The 20729-nt window shown below is 32.6% G+C and carries 16 protein-coding genes; 9 read left to right on the forward strand and 7 right to left on the reverse strand.

What is annotated here, in order from left to right; all coding sequences use genetic code 11:
* Positions 1-174: 174 nt before the first annotated feature.
* The 6 genes from AC3IPI_RS15160 to rclC all read left to right on the forward strand — a co-directional run bounded on the left by AC3IPI_RS15160 (position 175) and on the right by rclC (position 3759).
* Positions 175-957: a hypothetical protein gene (locus AC3IPI_RS15160; RefSeq protein WP_489153755.1), complete on the forward strand. Its 783-nt coding sequence runs from the start codon at positions 175-177 to the stop codon at positions 955-957.
* Positions 958-1238: 281 nt separating this feature from the next.
* Entirely contained in the window at positions 1239-1481 is a 243-nt protein-coding gene (locus AC3IPI_RS15165; RefSeq protein ID WP_039114033.1) for a hypothetical protein, read from the forward strand.
* A gap of 88 nt (positions 1482-1569) precedes the next feature.
* Positions 1570-1809 (forward strand): hypothetical protein, encoded by a 240-nt coding sequence (locus AC3IPI_RS15170; protein ID WP_039114035.1) that lies wholly within the window; start codon positions 1570-1572, stop codon positions 1807-1809.
* Between the two features lie 106 nt (positions 1810-1915).
* Entirely contained in the window at positions 1916-2263 is a 348-nt protein-coding gene (locus AC3IPI_RS15175; protein ID WP_489153758.1) for a hypothetical protein, read from the forward strand.
* Between the two features lie 7 nt (positions 2264-2270).
* On the forward strand, positions 2271-3119 hold the full coding sequence (locus AC3IPI_RS15180; protein ID WP_489153760.1) for a helix-turn-helix domain-containing protein: 849 nt from the start codon (positions 2271-2273) through the stop codon (positions 3117-3119).
* Positions 3120-3201: 82 nt separating this feature from the next.
* Positions 3202-3759 carry a reactive chlorine resistance membrane protein RclC gene (gene rclC / locus AC3IPI_RS15185; protein WP_489153762.1) on the forward strand — a complete coding sequence of 186 codons (558 nt, stop codon included), beginning with the start codon at positions 3202-3204 and terminating at the stop codon, positions 3757-3759.
* A gap of 436 nt (positions 3760-4195) precedes the next feature.
* Here rclC and AC3IPI_RS15190 read toward each other — a convergent pair whose 3' ends face one another.
* Complete coding sequence (locus AC3IPI_RS15190) at positions 4196-5227, reverse strand: helix-turn-helix domain-containing protein (RefSeq protein WP_489153764.1); 1032 nt, start codon at positions 5225-5227, stop codon at positions 4196-4198.
* 108 nt (positions 5228-5335) lie between these two features.
* On the opposite strand from AC3IPI_RS15190, the gene AC3IPI_RS15195 reads away from it, so the two are divergent.
* The 3 genes from AC3IPI_RS15195 to AC3IPI_RS15205 all read left to right on the forward strand — a co-directional run bounded on the left by AC3IPI_RS15195 (position 5336) and on the right by AC3IPI_RS15205 (position 10654).
* Complete coding sequence (locus tag AC3IPI_RS15195) at positions 5336-7732, forward strand: TonB-dependent receptor (protein ID WP_489153766.1); 2397 nt, start codon at positions 5336-5338, stop codon at positions 7730-7732.
* 26 nt (positions 7733-7758) lie between these two features.
* Positions 7759-8991: a DUF4374 domain-containing protein gene (locus tag AC3IPI_RS15200; protein ID WP_039119101.1), complete on the forward strand. Its 1233-nt coding sequence runs from the start codon at positions 7759-7761 to the stop codon at positions 8989-8991.
* Between the two features lie 280 nt (positions 8992-9271).
* Positions 9272-10654, forward strand: a complete 1383-nt coding sequence (locus tag AC3IPI_RS15205; protein ID WP_489153769.1) for a PepSY-associated TM helix domain-containing protein — start codon at positions 9272-9274, stop codon at positions 10652-10654.
* 633 nt (positions 10655-11287) lie between these two features.
* Here AC3IPI_RS15205 and AC3IPI_RS15210 read toward each other — a convergent pair.
* From AC3IPI_RS15210 to AC3IPI_RS15235, 6 genes are all read right to left on the reverse strand, one after another.
* Positions 11288-11947: an outer membrane beta-barrel protein gene (locus AC3IPI_RS15210; protein WP_489153771.1), complete on the reverse strand. Its 660-nt coding sequence runs from the start codon at positions 11945-11947 to the stop codon at positions 11288-11290.
* Between the two features lie 16 nt (positions 11948-11963).
* Positions 11964-13256: a TolC family protein gene (locus tag AC3IPI_RS15215; RefSeq protein WP_489153773.1), complete on the reverse strand. Its 1293-nt coding sequence runs from the start codon at positions 13254-13256 to the stop codon at positions 11964-11966.
* A gap of 26 nt (positions 13257-13282) precedes the next feature.
* The gene (locus AC3IPI_RS15220) at positions 13283-16381 is read right to left on the reverse strand and encodes an efflux RND transporter permease subunit (protein ID WP_489153775.1); all 3099 of its coding nucleotides are present in this window, start codon (positions 16379-16381) and stop codon (positions 13283-13285) included.
* A gap of 196 nt (positions 16382-16577) precedes the next feature.
* Complete coding sequence (locus AC3IPI_RS15225; protein WP_489153777.1) at positions 16578-17660, reverse strand: efflux RND transporter periplasmic adaptor subunit; 1083 nt, start codon at positions 17658-17660, stop codon at positions 16578-16580.
* A gap of 905 nt (positions 17661-18565) precedes the next feature.
* Positions 18566-19951, reverse strand: coding sequence for a HAMP domain-containing sensor histidine kinase (locus AC3IPI_RS15230; protein ID WP_489153779.1), 1386 nt, complete (start codon positions 19949-19951; stop codon positions 18566-18568).
* A complete protein-coding gene (locus tag AC3IPI_RS15235) occupies positions 19948-20628 on the reverse strand; it encodes a response regulator transcription factor (RefSeq protein ID WP_039114045.1) in 681 nt (226 codons plus the stop codon). Before AC3IPI_RS15235 ends, AC3IPI_RS15230 begins: the two co-directional genes overlap by 4 nt.
* Between the last annotated feature and the right edge of the window lie 101 nt (positions 20629-20729).

Raw genomic sequence — 20729 nt, forward strand, 5'->3', positions numbered from 1 at the left:
TTTTATGAATAATTCAATATTTATTTTATCGATTTTGGTTGTGTTAATAGGATTAGGATATCGGTTCAAGAACAAAAAGAATTAAAAGAGGTACAGTTTAAAACAGCATAAAAAACAAGTTTATTATTATAGATATTATTATATTTTTGTGCCAAATTTAAAACCCCAAAACCAATGAAAAAACTTTTACTTTTATTTTGTGCTGCAAGTTTAGTATTTACTTCTTGCTCTAGTGATACTGATGACAATGCTGCTTCTATCATTTCTGACGTTCCTGTCATTCCTATCCTTCCTACCGTTGAAACAGTTATTTTACCTAAAACAGAGAAGTATACATATGCATCTCATCCAGAAGAAAATTCGACGACTACCTATACTTATAATGAAAATAAAATTGTGAGTCTTGTAGCTGATGGAGGTCATAAAACTTTATTTACCTACACAGGTAATTTAATTACCAAAACCGAATATTATGAAGAAAATGTATTAGTTACAACTACGGTTTTTACTTATGAAAACAATAAATTAAAATCGTATCTGGAAACTCCATCTGGTAATTCTTCTAAAAGAAGAAAAGACTATACCTATAATGCAAACGGAACAATTTCGACTGCTACTTTTTTAATTTCGACTGCTCAAGTAGAAACATTAGATTCTTCGAGCATATTTACTTTAGATGCTAGTGGGAATATAGTTAAGGTAGAATTTAATGATAGTATCAATTTATTTGAGTATGATACTAAAAATAGTCCGTTTAAAAATATTTTAGGATATGCACAGTTATTAGATTCTGAAGCTTTTGATCAGGAAGCTAATACAGTAAATAATTTTACTAAACTAATAGAAAAAGAAGGAGACGTAATTGTAGGAACTCATACTTATGAGAACACTTATGATACAAACAATTTCTTGACGAAAAAAGTTAGTAATGGAGAAACTTATGAATATACGTACTAGTATAGAATCTCTAAGTTTAGTTCCTAAAAGAAAATACCGAACTAATATAATATAAGTTAATTTTCCAAAAAAGCAGCAAGCGTAAGTTTGCTGCTTTTTTTTGTTTATAGGTATTTCTTGTCGCAAAAAAAGTTAGTTTTTTTTAATTGTTTTATTAGATAATTTACATAAAAAAGTGTTTCAGTTTAAAAGTAATTTCTTATATTTAATTGCTTAAAAGTCTAAAAATCAATGGACTTAAAATGATTGGTGAATCTAAAAATTTTATAATTTAAGTTACTATGTTAAAAACAATTTTGAATTTAAATGGAGTAGAATTACTAAGTAAAAATCAACAAAAAAACATTGTCGGCAAAGGACAAAGAGGGTCGGGAAATACTCCTAGATGTTCAGATGGTAATTGGGCACCTCCAGGAGCTAATCCTGCATATTACCCTAATTATCCATGTGCAGATATTGCTGAACCAGTAACAGAACCTTGTTTTCCTACATTTCATGCAGACGGTACCGTAACTGAATGCTAAATAAATAGGATTCTCTATATTAAAAAGTCTAAAAATCAATGGACTCAAAATGATTGATTAATTTAAAAATTTTATAATTTAAGTTACTATGTTAAAAACAATTTTGAATTTAAATGGAGTAGAATTACTAAGTAAAGATCAACAAAAAAACACAATTGGTAAAGGTTATAATGGCCCGATATCTGTACCTAGATGTTCTGATGGTGACTGGGCGCCTTCAGGTCCAGGTGTTAATCCTTATGACTATCCTAATTATCCATGTATTGGTCCTCAAGAAAGACCTTGCCTACCAACACTTTTAGAGGATGGTAGTGTAACTGGATGCTAATAAATATTGAAAAAAGATAAAAAAGCCGTTTCGTAATTTGAAACGGTTTTTTAGTTTTAATGCCATTTCTCATCATAAATTAAAAAAAATATTTACACAATGCATTATGATTCCTAACTTTGATAAAGACATTTTAGATAAGATAGAAAAGATAATTGGTATCCCTTTTATATCAGATTCTTATGCTACAGGAGCAGTATGTTTTGCAAATAATGATGAAGTTCGTCCTGAATTTAGAGAAAGTTTTAATACATTTCATGTGCTGGATTATATCAATGCCGTGATTTGTAAATATGGAGATAAAACTAATTTTTTTGGAATTCCATATCCCGAAGATTCAACTTCTTTTTGGGAATTAGTTGCAATTGGTGCCAAGCTTCGTAAAAATGATTCAGTAGATAAAACTAGAAATGAAAACTATTTTAAGATAAAATGGTACAGCAAGAATAAATAGAAAATTAATGAAAGATAATGAATTTGACCATGAAAATTGTACCGTTCAGGAATGCGATACAGATTATATTAACCTGAATGGAAGTTCACGAATGTACAGTATTTTTCTATTGGAAGGCAATGGAAAAGTTAGCGTAGATTTGGTAGAATACACTTTTGAAGGTAAAATTATATTGTTTACAACACCATACCAAATCATTCATTTTGACATAAAAAAGCCAATTAAAACCAGAAGATTACAATTTCATGGTGATTTTTATTGTATAGAATATCATAAAAAAGAGGTTGCCTGTAACGGACTTTTATTCAATAATATTTATCAGAAACCTTATGTAAATCTTGCGACTGAAGAGTATATTGAATTAGATTATATTTTAGGTAAACTAATTATAGAGCTTGAAAACACTAGTAGTTATGCTATGGCAGTAGTACGTTCTTATTTGCAATTAATATTAGCATTATGTAGCAAAATAAAATCGGAAGATAATCTTGTTCACGAAGAAAAGAGCATACATCACCCATTAATTCAGTTTAAAGATTTATTAGAAAACAACTTTCGTAAAGAAAGACAACCCTCTTTTTATGCTACGCAAATGGGAATTTCACCCAATAATTTTTCGAAATTAAGCAAGCATTATTTTCTAAAAACACCATCTACATTAATTCAGGAAAGAGTTATACTTGAGGCAAAAAAGTTAATTCATCTTAGTTATAAAAGCATGAAACAAATTGCAGCAGAATTAAATTTTGATGACGAAAATTATTTCAGTCGTTATTTTAAAAAACATACAGGGATTACACCAACTGCATTTCGAGAAAATGTTGGTATATCTATCGTTGCAGATTCGTCTAGGTAATAGCCATATTTGTCCATTGTGAGCAGATCATAGAGTAGTTAATTTTGGCATTTAAATGTAAATATCATTAACAAATAAAAGTATGAACATATTATCGACGTTATCAAATCTACAAAATCAGTTTTTTAATTTAATGCGAATAGCCATTTTTATTGTAATGGTGTGGATTGGCGGACTCAAAGCTTTTCAGTATGAAGCAGATGGAATTGTACCTTTTGTTGCAAATAGCCCATTAATGAGTTTCTTTTATAACAATCCGAGCGAGTATAAAGATCACAAAAATAAAGAAGGCGAAGTAGTCGAGGAAAATATCAAATGGCATAACGATAACGGTACTTATATTTTTTCGTACATATTGGGTACAGTAATTATAATTATAGGATTGCTAACCTTATTTGGAATTTTTAATGCTCGTTTAGGACTTGTAGGAGGAATTCTAACTGCTGGTATGGCATTGGTTACGCTAACTTTTTTAATTACAACACCCGAAACTTGGGTTCCTGATTTGGGTAGTTCTACACATGGATTTCCTTATTTATCAGGAGCAGGACGATTGGTAATTAAAGATGTTATCATGATGGCTGGTGGATTATTATGTGCATCCGATTGTGCGAAAAGAATAATTACCCAAAGTAAATAATTGCTTTCTAAAACTTTGCCAAAGGAACGCGGATAATACTGATTTACAAAAGTAAAGACGCGGATTAAAACGGATTTTCTAAAACAGTCTCAATGAAGATACCTAAGCTTCGGGATGAGATGGTAGAAAATCCGTCTAATCCGCGTTCCCTTATAGATGAGTTTGAGTTAAGTAAGTCCAAGCGGGACGCCATGTTTATAGAAAGTTTAGCGATTTTTAAAAGAACCCCATCGGGGTGACATTATTATAATTTTATCTAGCACTATGCCAAAGGAACGCGGATAATACTAATTTACAAAAGTAAAGACGCGGATTAAAACGGGTTTTTTAAACTATTGAAAAAAATCCGTTTTAATCCGCGTTTTCGCTTTAGCGAATCCGTGTCATCCGCGTCCTATCATAGACAATCTATGGCAAATAAATGCTGTAATTACTATTAACCAAGCAATAAAAAACTAGTTATCCAGGCATTAATACTGCTCCAATTAATCTTAAATTTTTGAGGAGAAAAACCATAGAAAGATTTAAAAGCAGCCGAGAAATGCGATACATCTTTATAACCACATTTGTAAGCTACTTCGCTAACACTTATGGTTTTAGATTTAAATAATTCCTTGGCATGTTTCATCCTAAGTTCGATAATATAACTTTTTACAGTAGTTCCAAAACATGCTTTAAATCCTTTTTTTAGCTTGAATTCATTAAGAGAAATCATTCTCGAGAGTTCAGGAAGAGAAGGGGCATGAACATAATCTTTATCTAAGATTAATTTAGCTTCTTGTAGTTTGATATAATCCTCCTCATCTATTAAATCGTTAGGAATTGTTTTTTCAATAAGAGATTCCAGTTGTAAAATTAATAGTTCTTTAATTTTAGTTTCGATATACATTCTTTTTAAAGCACCTTGGCGATTGCAATTTTTAATTTCGTGGATTACCCATTGTATTGATGATGTAAAAGGAATATATCTTGAAGTTAAATAACTCGATTTCTTTAGGAGAATATTCTTGGAGAATTTTTGATGAAGTTCCCAGTCTTCATTGATAATATTGTAATAAAAATCTTTTGATAAGATTATTGAAAAGTAATTTATTTGCTCAAATGGCGGAATTTTAAATGTGGCTTTATAATTTGAAGTATAGAAAATATTGTGAGTGTTTTCTCTTGAATATTTTTCAGTTTCTAGTTGATCAATATAGGTTTCGACATTATTACAGCATATAAAATTCATCACAATAGATTCACAAGTAATCTCAAATAATGCCGTTTGTGGTTCAGAAAAATACATTTGAGTATCAAGAATCACAAGACCATCAGTTATTAAATGATGACTTTTTATTTCTTCTAAAGTTTCATTTTTTATAAATACATTTTCGTCTGCCAAGTGACTTTTTGGGTCATAGCCATCATAAACCGCAATAGAAATTATTGGGTGTTCGTGACTGAGAAGTTTCGATTTAATTTTCAAAATAATAATCCGTTTTTACAAAATAATAATCCGTTTTTCCCTATATAAAAAGGAGACGTTCGTGGTACTTTTGCTGCAAAGTTATTTATAATTAGTCTAAGTAAAAATATGTCAACTCATAAATTTTCAATTTTAAGTATAATTTTTTTAGTATCCTTCTTCTCATTTGCCCAACAAAATAAGGGGATAGCAGTCTCAGGACAGATTTCGGAGAGTTCAGGACAGAGTATTCCATTTGCAACAGTAAGTTTAGAAAAAACAGATTTTATCATTATGTCCGATGAAAACGGAAAATATAATTTTAAAAATGTTGCAGCAGGAAATTATGTTTTAAAAGTTTCCGCAATAGGGTTTTCAACTTCAAAAAAACACATCGAAGTTAAGGGGACAAGCGAAATAATTTTCTCCGTTCGTTTAGAAAGTGAATTAAACGAATTAGAAAATATAACAGTAATGGGACGCACCCAAACGGAGAAAATAAATAAACAATCATATAGCGTAACAGCAATCGATGCAAAAAAACTACACAATTCTACACTAGACTTATCACATGCTTTAGATAGAGTTTCGGGTGTTCGTGTTCGTGAATCAGGAGGAGTAGGTTCTAAATCGCAGCTTTCTATTAATGGGTTTTCAGGGAATCAGATAAAAGTTTTTATTGACGGAGTTCCGATGGATAATTTTGGATCATCGTTCCAACTGAATAATATTCCTGTAAATCTTGCCGATAGAATCGAAGTTTACAAAGGGGTTGTGCCTATTTGGTTAGGTGGAGATGCACTTGGTGGAGCCATTAATATTGTTACCAATTCTAAACCGCGTACATATCTTGATGCTTCTTACTCTTTTGGATCATTTAATACACATCGTACAACAATAAATGCAGGATATACTGCCAAGAGTGGTTTTACTACCGAAATAAATGCCTTCCAGAATTACTCAGACAATAATTATTGGGTAAATGTAGAAGCCGCAGATTTAAATACGGGTGCTTATTTTCCAAATGCTCGTGTAAGAAGATTTCATGATAAATATCGTAATGAAACCGTAATACTGAATGTAGGTATAACTGGAAAAAAATATGCCGATAAATTATTATTTGGTTTTACAGCTGGTGAGAATAGAGCAGATATACAAACAGGAGCACGTATGACTAGTGTATTTGGACAAGTGTATGGTAAAGGAAATATCTTGATGCCAACTGTTAAATATCAGGTAAAAGATTTCTTTACAAAAGGGTTAGATGTTAGCGTTACTGGTAATTTTAATTTTGGAGAAGAACAAAATGTTGATACTGTTTTTCGAAGATATAACTGGTTTGGAGATTATATAGTAATACCTGGTTTAGGAGGGGAGCGTAGCCGTACGTTACGTAAGTTCAAAAACAATAATGGAATCGCTACAGCAAATTTTACTTACCGTTTAAACGATAGACATTCGTTTATGCTGAATAATACTTTTAACACCTTTAATCGTAAAGAAAGTGATGAGTTGGTTCCTGAATCACTACTATATCAGCAACCGAAGAAATCTCAAAAAAATATTTTAGGTGCAGGTTATAAATTTGATTATAACGAAAAATGGAGTACTTCAGTATTTGTTAAAAATTATTCTTTGAGAAATACCTATTCCGAGAGTTATAACCCTTCGGGGAATTGGGGGGATATTGCCTATATAGAGCATGCAGATAATAAAAATTTGGTTGGATATGGTGCTGCAAGCAGTTATTACTTAAAGCAGAATTTACAGATAAAAGGATCTTTCGAAAAAAGTTACAGATTGCCAACTCCTGATGAATTATTCGGAAATGTTAATGATAATGTGGCAGGGAATAGTAGCCTTAAGCCAGAAACGAGTAATAATTTTAATGTAGGATTAAGTTATCAAACTAGCTTCAAGAAAGTCAATGCAATGACATTTGATGTGAATTTTTTATATCGTGATGCAACCGATTTTATTCGTTCAGAAATGAATTTAAATCAAACGATGATCACTAACGTTAACCAAAAAGGGGTTACAAATTTTGGTATAGATGGTGAAGTGAGATATTCTTATAAAAATAGATTTACTGCTGGTGTGAACATGACGTATCAAAATATTCGTAATATGACACAATACGAGCCAGGCAAAAATGTTGAATCAGCATATTATAAAGACAGAGTTCCTAATATCCCTTATCTTTTTGGTAATGCCGATGCCTCCGTTTTCTTTTATGACTTCATAAAAAAGGGAAATAATTTATCTATTGGTTATAATTTTTTATACGTACACACTTATTATTTGTCATGGCCAAGCCAAGGTATTAAGGATGGTAAACTAGATATACCGCAACAATTTAATCATGATTTAAATGCAGTATACACTTTTGCAGATGGTAAATATAATATTGCTTTAGAATGTAAAAATGTATTAGATAATAAGCTTTACGACAACTTTTCGTTGCAAAAACCAAGTCGTTCATTCAATATAAAATTCAGGTATTTCTTTACCAAATCAAATAAATAATTCAAATAAATCAAACAATAATCATTATGAAAAAAACTAGCACATTAGCGATATTCGCTGCTTTAATAGCCTTTACGTCATTTTCTTGTAGCAGTGACTCTAGCTCTCCAGATGGAGGAACACCAAGCACAGGAACAGAAAAAACAAAATATATTATTACAGCAACTACAGGAGCAGAAGGAATTGCTGATTATTTATTAACTACAGATGATATTACTAAAGGATCTATTACAACAACTGGTAACGGATTAGAGCAAGATGGTTCGTACCGTTTTTATATTACAAACCAGAATAAATTTTTTAGTTTACTTTACGGACAAGGAAATCCTGGAGCAGTTACTACTTATGCATTGACAGCTGAGGGTAAATTGACTAAAACATCTAACTTTCAAGCTGAAACAGTACAGGTTTTTGCAGCAGTAAACAAAGAAATTTTAACAATAAAAATACCAAGAAGAGGTGCGTCATCTATAGCATCTATGTATAGAATTGATGCAACATCATCACTTATCGTGGGTGGAGCACAACAAGATATCAAAAAACTGGCTAAAAACGGAGAAAGAGCACATTATACATGGGCAACACAGGTAGGAGATAAGGTATATATGCCATACATGAGTATTAAAGGAGACGAGGTTGATACCTTCGGAACTAAATATCCAGATAGTACATGGGTTGCAGTATATAACTACCCAGAATTAAAATTAGAAAAAGTAATCAAAGATAACCGTACAAGTTATTTAGGAGATTACTTTTCAAATGGATTAATTCAGGATGAAAATGGAGACGCATACGGTTTTTCTAGTGCAGTTGCAACAAGTAATAGTGTTATAACTTCGACTAAACCATCTGCGGTATTGAAAATTAAAAAAGGAACTACAGAATTTGATCAGTCTTATTTCTTTAATGTAGAAGAAAAATCTGGTGGACATAAAATTTCTTCAAGCAGTTATATTGGTAAAGGAAAAGTGTTGTTACAAATGTATGGTAATGCTGGTAAAAATAACGGAGTGGCTAAATTGGCTGTAGCCGATGTGTACGCTCAAACTTTTAAGTGGGTTACTAATGGACCTGAGGTAATTAAATCAACTACTACAAATTATAATATTACTACAGAAGATAATAACTCACTTATATTAGGTATTAATACACCAGATGGTAACTGGATTTATACAATTAATGGTTCAACAGGAGTTGCTACTAAAGGTATGAAAGTAGAAGGTGGAGAAATTACAGCTATTGCTAAATTAAAATATTAATGTGATTAAAAATGCCGTTTCAAATTGAAACGGCATTTTATAAATTTAGTAAACAACATAAAACGTGTTTACTAATCCTTAGTAAGCCCTGTAAGTATAGGCGTATAAAGATAATTTAAGCAACAAATTATTGCTATTCTGATATGAAAATTATTTATAATTAGTCTTATTAAATAAAAGTAAATTTATAAATTTGCGTTTTCAGGATGTTATTTTTTGCTAACCTTTTGCCTTTAGAGCTTATGGTTCTTATTACATAATTTTTATAGATTTCAAAAACATGTCTACCACTACTCAAAAAAAGAAAAAAAGTAAAAAGTCACTTTTCAAACGCACTGCAGCCTGGCTGCATTTGTGGTTAGGATTAGGCTCTGGTATCATTGTAGTTATTGTGAGTCTTACTGGCTGCATGTACGTTTTTGAGCATGAAATAAAAGATTTTATAGAAGATTGGCGTTTTGTAACTCCACAGGAAAAGGCCTATTTGTTGCCATCGCAGCTTATAAGTATTGCCGATAAGGAAATGAAAGGCAAAAAAGCCACTAGTGTTACTTTTGGAGAAAAAGACGAAGCAGCAATTGTTGGATATTTTGTTGCTAAAAAAGAAAAGAAAGAAGATAATAAAGGGAAGGAAGAAGAAGCACAAAAAGAGAAAAAACAAGCAAAAGCTGGTAATCTGGCTTCAAATGACAAACCTAAAGATAAAGAACCAAAACGTAAAAAAAGACGAAGTGGTACCACTTTTAATGTGTATATGAATCCTTATACAGGACAAGTTCTTAATGTTAAAGCATTTTCTAGAGAAGACCCCGATTTTTTTAGATTTATGCTTAATGGCCACCGTGCTTTATGGTTGCCTTATGATATTGGTCGTCCTATTGTAGGAGTTGCTATTTTAATTTTTGTAGTAATATTAATTACAGGAATAATTTTATGGTGGCCAACAAAATGGATTAAATCGATCCGTGATAAGAGTTTCAAAATTAAATGGTCGGCTAGTTTTAAACGTGTAAATTATGATATGCATAATGTACTTGGTTTTTACAGCATGTTTTTTCTATTATTTATTTCATTAACAGGTTTAGTGTGGAGTTTTGGCTGGTTTAGCAAATCATTATATTGGGTAACTTCTGGAGGAAAACCATTAGTAGAAAATAGAGAATCACCTAAATCAGATACAACAAACGTTAAAGCATTTCATGTTGCTACAGTAGATAAAGTGATGCTTAAATTAGCAAAAGAAAGTCCTCAGGCAGCTGGGATTTTAATATCAATGCCCGAAAAACCATCAGATCCTATTGGAGCTTTTGTTTACAAAAAAAGCAATACTTTTTACAATATGGATCGCTATAGTTTCGATCAGCAATCACTCAAAGACATTACAATCAAAACCCCTTTTTCTGGAAAGTATGAAGATGCCAGCGTTCCAGATAAAATACGCCGAATGAATTATGATATTCACGTAGGAGCAGTTTTGGGACTTACAGGAAAGTTTTTAGCTTTTTTTGCAAGTTTAATTTCTGCCAGTTTACCTATCACAGGATTTTTAATTTGGTGGGGAAAACAAAAATTCAGCAAAAAGGCAAAAACAGCTCCAACGCCCAAAGTAGCTTCCAGAGCCGTGAAAGCTCCTAAAGAACTAGAAGAAGAAATGTCATTTTAGACTATTAGCCTAAATAAAATTTTATCCATTAAGCCATTAAGAAAATTAGGAGTCATAACTTAATTTCTTAGTGGCTTTCTTATTATGGATAAGGAATTTAACTGCAAATTTTTTAAAGTAAATTTTCACCATTATGAAATCAAGAAAAATTAAGTTTTGCTATTAATACCTTAATGGTAAAAAATCTTCTTGATTCGTGCAGAAACTCTCCAATTTTGTCTTTCTGAGGAACGAAGACACGAGCGATAGCGAACTGGCGAAGCAATCTCCACAAGAAACTCCATAATCTTTGCCGAGTCACTAACGGAGATTCTTCGTTCCTCAGAAAGACAAGTTTGTGGTGAAAAAAACTAACCATTAAGACATTAGTTTCATTAAGAACAAAGCTTAAATTTTCTTAATCCCTTAATGGTAAAAAATCTTTTTAATCCTTTTTAATCTGTGGCAAAAAAAATTAACCGCAAAGTGCGCAAAGGTTTACGCAAAGGACGCAAAGATTTTAAGCTTTAATATCTATTGAAGACGCACTGCGGTGCGCCTCTACAGAAAACCTATGAACCTTTTTTATTCGCAATACAAGAAACCTTTGTCCCTTTGCCTCTCAGAACCTTAGTACCTCAGAACCTTAGTAACTTAATAAAAACTATATCCAATGGTAACAAAAAAACTTTCATTGTAAATTTTCCACTGTTGTTTTGTATTCGCATTTTCTATTATTGGCACAAAGCCACGAATAAATCTTCCGCCAAGATTAATTCCATTTTTGAATTCATAATTTAGACCTGCAACAAACCCAACATCCATTTTCTGACTATAATTACTAGAAGCTTCGCCAGAACCATAAATCAATTTATCGGTATATAGGTTTCCATCGGCACCTTTACGTTGTATGGAAGTATTTAATAAAACGCCCAGATATGGTCCTGCATAAACTTGTAATCCTTTGTAATAAAAAGTTGGACTAACGGGGAATATATCAATATACTGACGTTTAAATTTACTTGAGAATTCGGGATTTATTCCATCATCAATTTTGATAGACATTATTCGCTGGCTGTAAAATAATTCGTGTTTCAGTCCGAAGTATTTAGATGTTTTATTGTCGAGCGTAATCCCGATTGATTGTCCGATTAAACTTTTCTGAGATCCATCATTAGATAAACTATCAACATCTCTACCTGTTAATGATGTCCAGTTTATGCCACCACTTATACCAAAGCTGAGACCATCTTGTTGCGCGCTAATTTTGAGTATAAAAAAAAGCATGATGCAAATTGTATATGTATTTTTCATTGTTATAAGTATTATTTTAAAAATTAATATCCCAAATACCAGCTGCTTTTTCTAGTTCAACCAGTGCTGCAGCATAATTATATAGAGTTTCATAATAATTAAGTTGAGTTTCATTATAGGTTCGTTGCGCGTTTAATACTTCGAGTAAACTGGTTTCACCGCGTTTGTAGCTATAAACCTTTCCATCGAGCAAACGTTGTGCATCGGCCAATAAACCAGTATTAAATTGGCGTACTTGTTTTTGTGTAGTGAGATAATTAAACCATGCTTTTCGTACTTCTATCTGGATTTGTAATTCTGTTTGTTTGTACAATACATCAGCTTGTTGCACACTATATTCAGCTGCTTTTAATTCGCCTTTATTTCGATTAGAAAACTTAAGCGGAATAGAAATACCTCCAGAAACAGCCGAAGAAGATGGGGTAGGAGCAACACTATTTGTTACTACAGAAGCACTTTCTACTCCTATATTTAATCCTAAATCCAGAACTCTATTTGCCTTGGCTAATTTTAAAATATCCTGTGATACATTTTTATTTTTAAGTGCAGCCAATAAATCGGCTCGATTGTTTTCGGCAGAAATTATAAGTTCATTCAAATCAAATAAGCGATCGAATTTTACTAAATCCCCAATAGGTGAATACAAAGTATCTGCTTTTTGATTTCCTACCAAAGTTCCTAGTTCTAATAGAGTAGTTTTCCAATCGGCTTCACTTTGGTACACCTCATTTAGCATCGTATTAGCTTCTAGTTTACTTTGGCGTGCATCAATTTCGGTTATGCTACCCAACTTAAACCGAATACTATCGGCTACAGCTATATTTTTAAGAATCGTATAAGAGTTTAATTGTACCTTAAATATTTCCTTTTGCTTTAAGCTGGTTAAATAATTTAAAGTTGCATCGGCACGTAGGTTACAAAAGTAATCTTCTAATAAAGCTTTTGTTAGTTCGCTAGTACTTTTTGCTACATTTATTCGGGCTTTTCGTTTTCCACCAAGTTCCAATGTCCAACTTAATTCAGTCGAAAAACCATAGCCCATTTGCATTCTGCCTTGTCCATTATCACTAGCTCCAATAGCGAGTTCAGGATCAGGAAATACTTTTGAAGCTTCTACATTAGCTTCAGCTATATTCATATTAAATTTTTCGGCTGCATATCCTAAATTGTTCTTATTTACTAGGGATAAGAAATCAGGATAATTCATTTTTACTTGTGTAAATGTGGTATCAATTTGAGCATTTATTACTGCCGAAATATTCAGCAGTAACAAAAGAAATACCCATTTATGTTTTATATTTTTAATCATAATATATCGTTTTATAGATTATCGATTTAATGTTGTAGTGCTTCGTTTTCTGTATCAAATTTTTTCTCGATGAGATAATAAAGAGAAGGTAAAACGAATAGTGTCAGTATTGTAGAAAACATAAGTCCGTAAACAATTACCGTTGCAAGAGGTCGCTGTACATCGCTGCCTATACCAGTTGCTAATGAAGCAGGTAATAATCCTAATACGGCAACAGTTGCAGTCATTAATACAGGGCGAAAGCGTTGTTTAGCACCATTTGTTACGGCACTTAGTAAATCCATTCCGTTTTTACGAAGCTGATTAATATGCGAAATCATGATGACTCCGTTTTGTATTGCAACCCCAAACAAAGCAATAAAACCTACTGCAGATGATACATTGAGCGTCATGCCACGAACATTAAGCGCCAGCATTCCTCCAAATAATGCCAGCGGAACGATACTCATTAATAATCCTGCCTGACGGAATTTACCAAATGCACCATATAATAATACAAACATTAATGCCAAAGCCAGCGGAACTATTATTGCCAAATGGCTATAGGCACGCTCTTGATTTTCAAATTGCCCGCCCCATTTTATTTTAAATTGCTCATGGTCGTATTTTACATTTTGTTCAATTTTAGCTTGTGCTTGTTTAAGAAAAGAACTTAAATCGGCTCCTCTTAAGTTTAACCGAACCGTAAGATGGCGTTTGTTCATTTCTCTGGCAATAGTACTTTCTCCAGTATTGAGTTTGATATCGCATACTTGAGATAATGGAATTTTAATACCTTCGGAATTCGTCAACATTAGGTTTCCTATTTTTTCAGGATTATTGCGACTTTCTTCATTGTATCTTGTTATAATATCATAAACTTTATTGCCTACAAAAATTTGCGAAACAGCTTTTCCTCCCATAGCAACTTCTATCAATTCCGATACATCATCTACGTTCAATCCGTATTGAGCGATTTTCTGGCGGTCGGCAATAACTTGTATTTGTGGCAATGGTGGTTCTTGATCTATAGCAAGATCTACAGCGCCTTTTACATCTTTTAGGGTTTTAATAATATCCTCGGCAATTCGGCGGGTTTCCTTATAATCTTCTCCATATATCTTTACTACTAATTCGCTATGCGCTCCGGAGATTTTATCCATTACACCATCTATCATAGGTTGCGAAAAACCAACATTATATCCGGGCATTGTAGCATATTCAGCAGCAAGTTCTTTGATTAAATCGGCTTTAGTCTTACCCGATTTCCACTGACTATAGGGCTTTAAGCCAATACTGCATTCGTAATGAGAAGGCGTCCATGCATCGGTTCCGTCATCATTACGTCCTGCTTGAACCATCATATAAGTTACTTCATCATGTTTTAAAGTCCGATGGCGAAGCGTATCGCTCATTTCTTTCGATTTCTCTAAAGTAATACCCGGTGGTAACGAAACCTGTAACCAGATTGACCCTTCATCCAGTGGAGGTAAAAAATCTTTCCCGACCATTACAGTAAGAATAAAAGCAAGGGATAATACACCAATTAAAGGAGCAAATACCTTTTTTGGAGTTTTCATTATTTTTAGAATTCTGTTATGATAGGAATTAGTCAGTTTATCCAGCCACTTATTATGATACATTTTTTGTGGTTTGCGATAAATAAAATAAGCCAATCCCGGAATAAGTAATAATGCCACCAATAATGCTCCAAAAAGTGCATAGCCAACAGTAAATGCCATTGGTGTGAATAGTTTCTTCTCGACACGCTCAAAAGCAAATAATGGTAAATAAGCAGTAATGATAATTAAGGTGGCAAAAAAGATAGGACGAGCGACACTTTTTACTCTCTCGGCAATGCTTTTTTCTGTGAGTTCTTCGGCTTCATTATCTTCTCGTTTTTTCAGAATAGTTTCCATCATTACAATTGCGCCATCTACAATAATTCCAAAATCTATCGCTCCCAGCGAAAGTAAATTGGCAGGAATGTTGGTTAATTTCATTAAGATAAATGCAATCAAAAGCGAAATAGGAATTGTAATCGCGACTAATAATGCGCCTCTCCAACTACCCAGAAAAACGATTAATACAATAATTACCAGTAACATCCCTTCCAGTAAAGTATGAGAAACGGTTGTAAGTGTTGTATCAACCAAATCGGTTCTGTCTAAAAAAGCATGAATCTGAACACCTTCGGGAAGGTAATTTTTGTTTAAATCATCAACTGCTTCGTTTACACCTTTTAAAACTACCGATGGGTTTTGGTTTTTTAGCAAAAGCACAATCCCTTCGATATTATCGGAATAATCTGCACCACGTTTATCTGAATATCCTAGAGCACCTTTGCGCTCAAGATTTCCGTATTTTAATGTACCAATATCATTGAGATAAATAGGAACGCCATTTACAGATTTCACCACGATGCGCCCAATATCTTCCAGATTTTTCACCAAACCTATTCCACGTACAACATACGATTGATCTCCGCGATTAATGACGCTCCCGCCAACATTGGCATTATTCTTTTCGATAGTTTCGGTTACTTCACTTAGTGATAAACCATATTGCTCTATTTTTCGAGGATCAAGTTCAACTTGATATTGAGTTGTGATTCCTCCAAAATTGGTAACATCGGCAACACCCGAAACTTGCTTTATACGAGGGATAATAGTGTATTCTTGTAATTCACTTAATTCTCGTAAATCATGACTTTTACTTTCGATGATATAGCGGTAAATCTCGCCAGTAGGAGATGTAAGCGGGTCTAAACCTGGCGTTGCTCCATAAGGTAATTCGACGTCGTTTAAACGTTCCTGAATTCTTGTTCGGGCAAAGTAATCTTCGACACCATCATCAAAAACAATGGTTACCATAGATAAACCAAAAGTACTTTTGCTTCGCATAACATGCATGCCAGGTAAACCATTTATAGCACGTTCTATCGGAATTGTAATTTGCTGTTCTATTTCTTCTGCTGCCAATCCGGGAACTTGTGTTACGACTTGCGAGGTTACATCGCCAATGTCTGGGTAAGCTTCTACCGAAAGTTGTGTCCATGAATAATACCCAAATAAGGATAGGAGTAAAAATAACGCTAGAATTAGCCAGCGTTTTGCTATTGTTGTTTCAAATATATTTTTTTTCATTTTTCATTTTTTTGATAAGGTTCAAAGGTTCAAAGGCTTAAAGGTTCTGAGATACTAAGGTTTTAAGACTGGGTATTTTTTTTACCACACCCGATAGCTATTGGGATAAAGGATTAAAAAGATTCAAAAGTTTTTTAACGCTATCTACAGAAAACCTTTGTCCCTTTGTCCCTTTGCAACTCAGAACCTCTTGACTTTATTTCGCTTCAAGCAGATAAAAAGCACCTTCGCTTATAATTGTTTCATTAGGATTTAATCCGGATAGGATTGCTATTTTTCCTTTGCTGGAAATTCCAGTTTCTACATAGCGTCTGGCGTATTTTCCTTTGGTAATCTGTACAAGGACAAAACTTTTGTCATTAAATTGTAAGACAGCTTTAGCAGGAACAAACAAAGTATTTTCGGGAGTATCGATAAATTTCACAGTTACATACATACCCGGTTTTAGGGCATGGTCATTATTGGCACATTCTATTAATACTTGTACGCTTCGGGTGGCTTCGTCAACCATTTCATCGACATGGTATATTTTTCCTGTAATTTTTTTATCGGGATAGGAAGCAACCTGAATTTCGGCACCATCTAATTCGTGTATAAAACGAATGTCTTTTTCTTTAACCTGCCCTGCAACCCATACCTTTTTTAAATCGGCAACTTTAGCTTTGGGCGTATCATCAGCTTTTATATATTGTCCCATTACGACTTCGTTTGTAATAATTTCTCCAGCAATAGGAGAGGTGATTACAAGTGGCTGACCAAAGACTAGTTTATTTACATTTACCCCAAATATTTTTAGGCTTGCAATTGCATTTTGATATTCTTTTTCGTTGACTTCAAAATTGGTTTCAGCTTCTTCTAAATCCTTTTGAGAACCAACTCCATTACTTTTTAAATCTTGCTGACGTTTTAATGAAAGTTTAGCAACCTGATAAGCTGATTTTGCCTGAAAGAAGTTCTTTTGAGCATCGATAAAATCAGGCGAAACCATTTCAAAAAGGGGCGTTCCAGCCTGAGTTTTCATTCCTAGTTTTAAATATACTTTAGTAACTCTGCCAGAAAACGGAGGAGCAATTTCGGCATAAAAATTAGGAATAGCTTTTACAGTTCCTGCCGTTATTAGTTCTAATTGATAGGGTTCATTCGTGACCGTTTCAAGTTTTAATTTGGGAGCAATTGTCGATGTTGCAGGAACAATAATTGTGTCACCTTTCAGAGAATAATTTTCATTTTCGGTTACAGCTTTTTTATCATTGCAAGCAGTGAAAAATGTGATTATCATGAAATAAATTATAATATTCGGATGTTCTAATTTTCTGTTTAAAGCTTTAAATATCTGTATTCTGCAGTTTGGGTTTCTTTTAGGAATCATAGTAGTTTTTATTAATATATTTTACGAATTGTATTAACAAGCAATAACAAGTCTGTATCTCTAATAAAGTTGAGACACAAGTCAGATTAAAGATTGAGTTAGGTGTTTTTAATACTAATTTTTAATCAGCATTAAATTTTTTAAGTGGAGTTTTAAAGAAGTTTTTTGACATGATTTTTTGATTTTAATTCGCTGCTGCGAAAAAGTCAATGACATATCTGCAGAAGCGAAATTTATAATTTTTGTTTACTGGGAGGAGGAATATCCATTTTGATATTATTGAATAAATTATTTTCCGTTTATAATGGTGCAAAAATAGAACAACCCCTGAAGAGGGGCCGTTAGAGATGTTTTAGAAAAAAATTAGAATTTTATTAGAAACCGCATCTTATAGTGGGACGCGGATGATATGGATTTACACATAGATGCTAAAAGATTAACGTCAAATAATGGAACACGGATGATGCGGATTTACAAAAGTAAAGACGCTGATAAAAACGGATTTTAAAAAAATAATCCAATCTAAATCTCGAAACTTCAGGATGAAATTGAGAGAAAATCTGTTTTAATCCGTGTTTTCGCCTTAGCGAATCTGTTTAATCCGCGTTCTTTTTCACGCACAGTTTCGTATCTTATAATGGAACACGGATGATGCGGATTTACAAAAGTAAAGACGCTGATAAAAACAGATTTTAAAAAAATAATCCAATCTAAATCCCGAAGCTTCAGGATGAAATTGAGAGAAAATCTGTTTTTTTTCGCGTTTTCGCGATAGCGAATCTGCGTCATCCGCGTTCCTTTTATAGGCTCCAACTTTAAACTGTAGCGTTTTTTATACCATGATAAAGCTCAACAGTAAATATAGTACCTGATTTTTTATCGGAAGTAGCGGAGATAGTTCCTTTATGAAGTAAGATGATTTTTTGGGTTAAAGACAATCCAATACCATTACCGTCGGCATAGATTTTATTTAATCCTCGGTAGAATGGCTTAAAAATATGTTTTAAATCCTCTTCCAGAATACCAATACCATTGTCGATAAATTGTAAAATAATCTTCTCTTTTTCGAGTGAAACAATAACTTTACTTTGTTTGGTTTCAGAGAATTTACAACCATTTTCAAATAGGTTTATAAATGCTACATTTAGTAAGTATTCGTTTCCATTTATCGAAATTTGATTGTCATCTTCAAAATCACTTTCAAAATGAATTGCAATATTATAAGAAGGATTTGATTTTTGGACTTGTTGTCTGGCATCGAGTAAAATCTCATCGATGCGAACTTGTTTGAATGCAATTTCTGAAGGGTCATAATTTGCTTTGGCAAAGTCCAGCAAACTATTAGATAGTTTAGCTAGCTTTTTGGCATCTTGCAAGGTGTTAAGAATAACAACTTTATATTCGTTATTATTACGTTCCTTATGAGTTGATAGTTCTAGTTCTGCAATAATAGCCGAAAGAGGTGTTCGGAGTTCATGAGAAATATTAGAAACAAACTGTTTTTGAGAATCAAATGAGTTTTCTAAACGATTCAGCATTTTGTTAAAGGTCGTTGCTAGTTCAGAAATTTCGTCTTTACTTTCGTTTGTGTATAATCGTAAATCCAGATTTGTAGCTGAAATTGTTTTGGCTTTATCGGTCATTTTAACAATAGGTTCGAACGCTTTTTTTGAAAAAAAACGACCAATCATATAAAGCAGTAAAATGGATATTATGAAAACAATAATACAGGTTTTAAGCAAATTATTTAGCTTGATATACCCAAATCCATCGTAAGCCGCAGCAGTAACAATATATTCTTTTTCCTGAAATTTATATTTAATTCCAATTACTTGCCAATCATTTAGATAAAATTGTATTTCGCTTTTTTTAGCGATTTCATCTATCATTGGTCTTGTTTCTTTTACAACATCAATGTCTACAGCATCATGATACAATAAATGAAATGAAGTTGTGTAAATGGCAACTTCTACTTCGTTTAATGTTTCCCTATTGTTTCTGTAAATGTTTTGTAATGTTTTACTATTTACTTTGGCATTAAAGAATAAATTGGCTTTTGTAATTGCCTCTTTTTTTAATAATGCATAAAATTCTTTCTCTCTATTTTCTCTAGCAGAAATAAGTATAATAGAAGCAAACACTAATAAGATAGTGGCTGTTATAAATGTAAATAATATGGTTAATCGAGTTCTGATTTTCATTCCGCTTTTAAAATAAATCCCATGCCAGATCGGGTATGAATGAGTTTTTTATCAAAATCTTTATCAATTTTTTTTCTCAGATAGTTTATATATACATCAATAAAATTGGTGCCTGTGTCAAAATGGGTATCCCATACTTTTTCAGCAATTTCTGTTCGGGATAAAACACGCTCAGAATTTTGCAGCATATATTCCAAGAGTTTAAATTCTTTTGGAGTAAGGTTTATTGCAGTCTCATTTCTTATTATGCTTTTGGTTTGCAGATTCATTTCAAGATCGGCATATTTTAAGATAAATCCAGTATTATTTATGTTGTTATTACTACGTTTTAATAAAGCTCTTATTCGTACCAAAAGCTCTCTCATTTCAAAAGGTTTAGTCAGATAATCATCTGCTCCGGCATCAAAACCTTCTACTTTATCGTCGGTTGTGCCTAAAGCTGTCAGCATTATTATAGGTAAATCGGGTTTTACTAATCGTATTTCTTTACATAAATCAAGTCCGTCGAGTTTTGGCAAAATAATATCTGTTATAATCAAATCATACTGATTACTAAGGGCTAACTTTTTTCCTGAGCGACCATCGTAAGCGATTGTAGGTATAAATCCATGTTCTTCAAGTCCTCTTAGGATTAGTTCTGCTACTCTTTGGTTGTCTTCTATTACTAAAATATTCATCGTTATAAAGTTACTATTTCCTTTTTAGATTAGCCTTCAAATATAAAAAATAAGATATTTTTTGTCTATGATGATTCTAGTAATGAAATTATTACAAAAAA

Source organism: Flavobacterium sp. GL_143 (genome assembly GCF_057834355.1).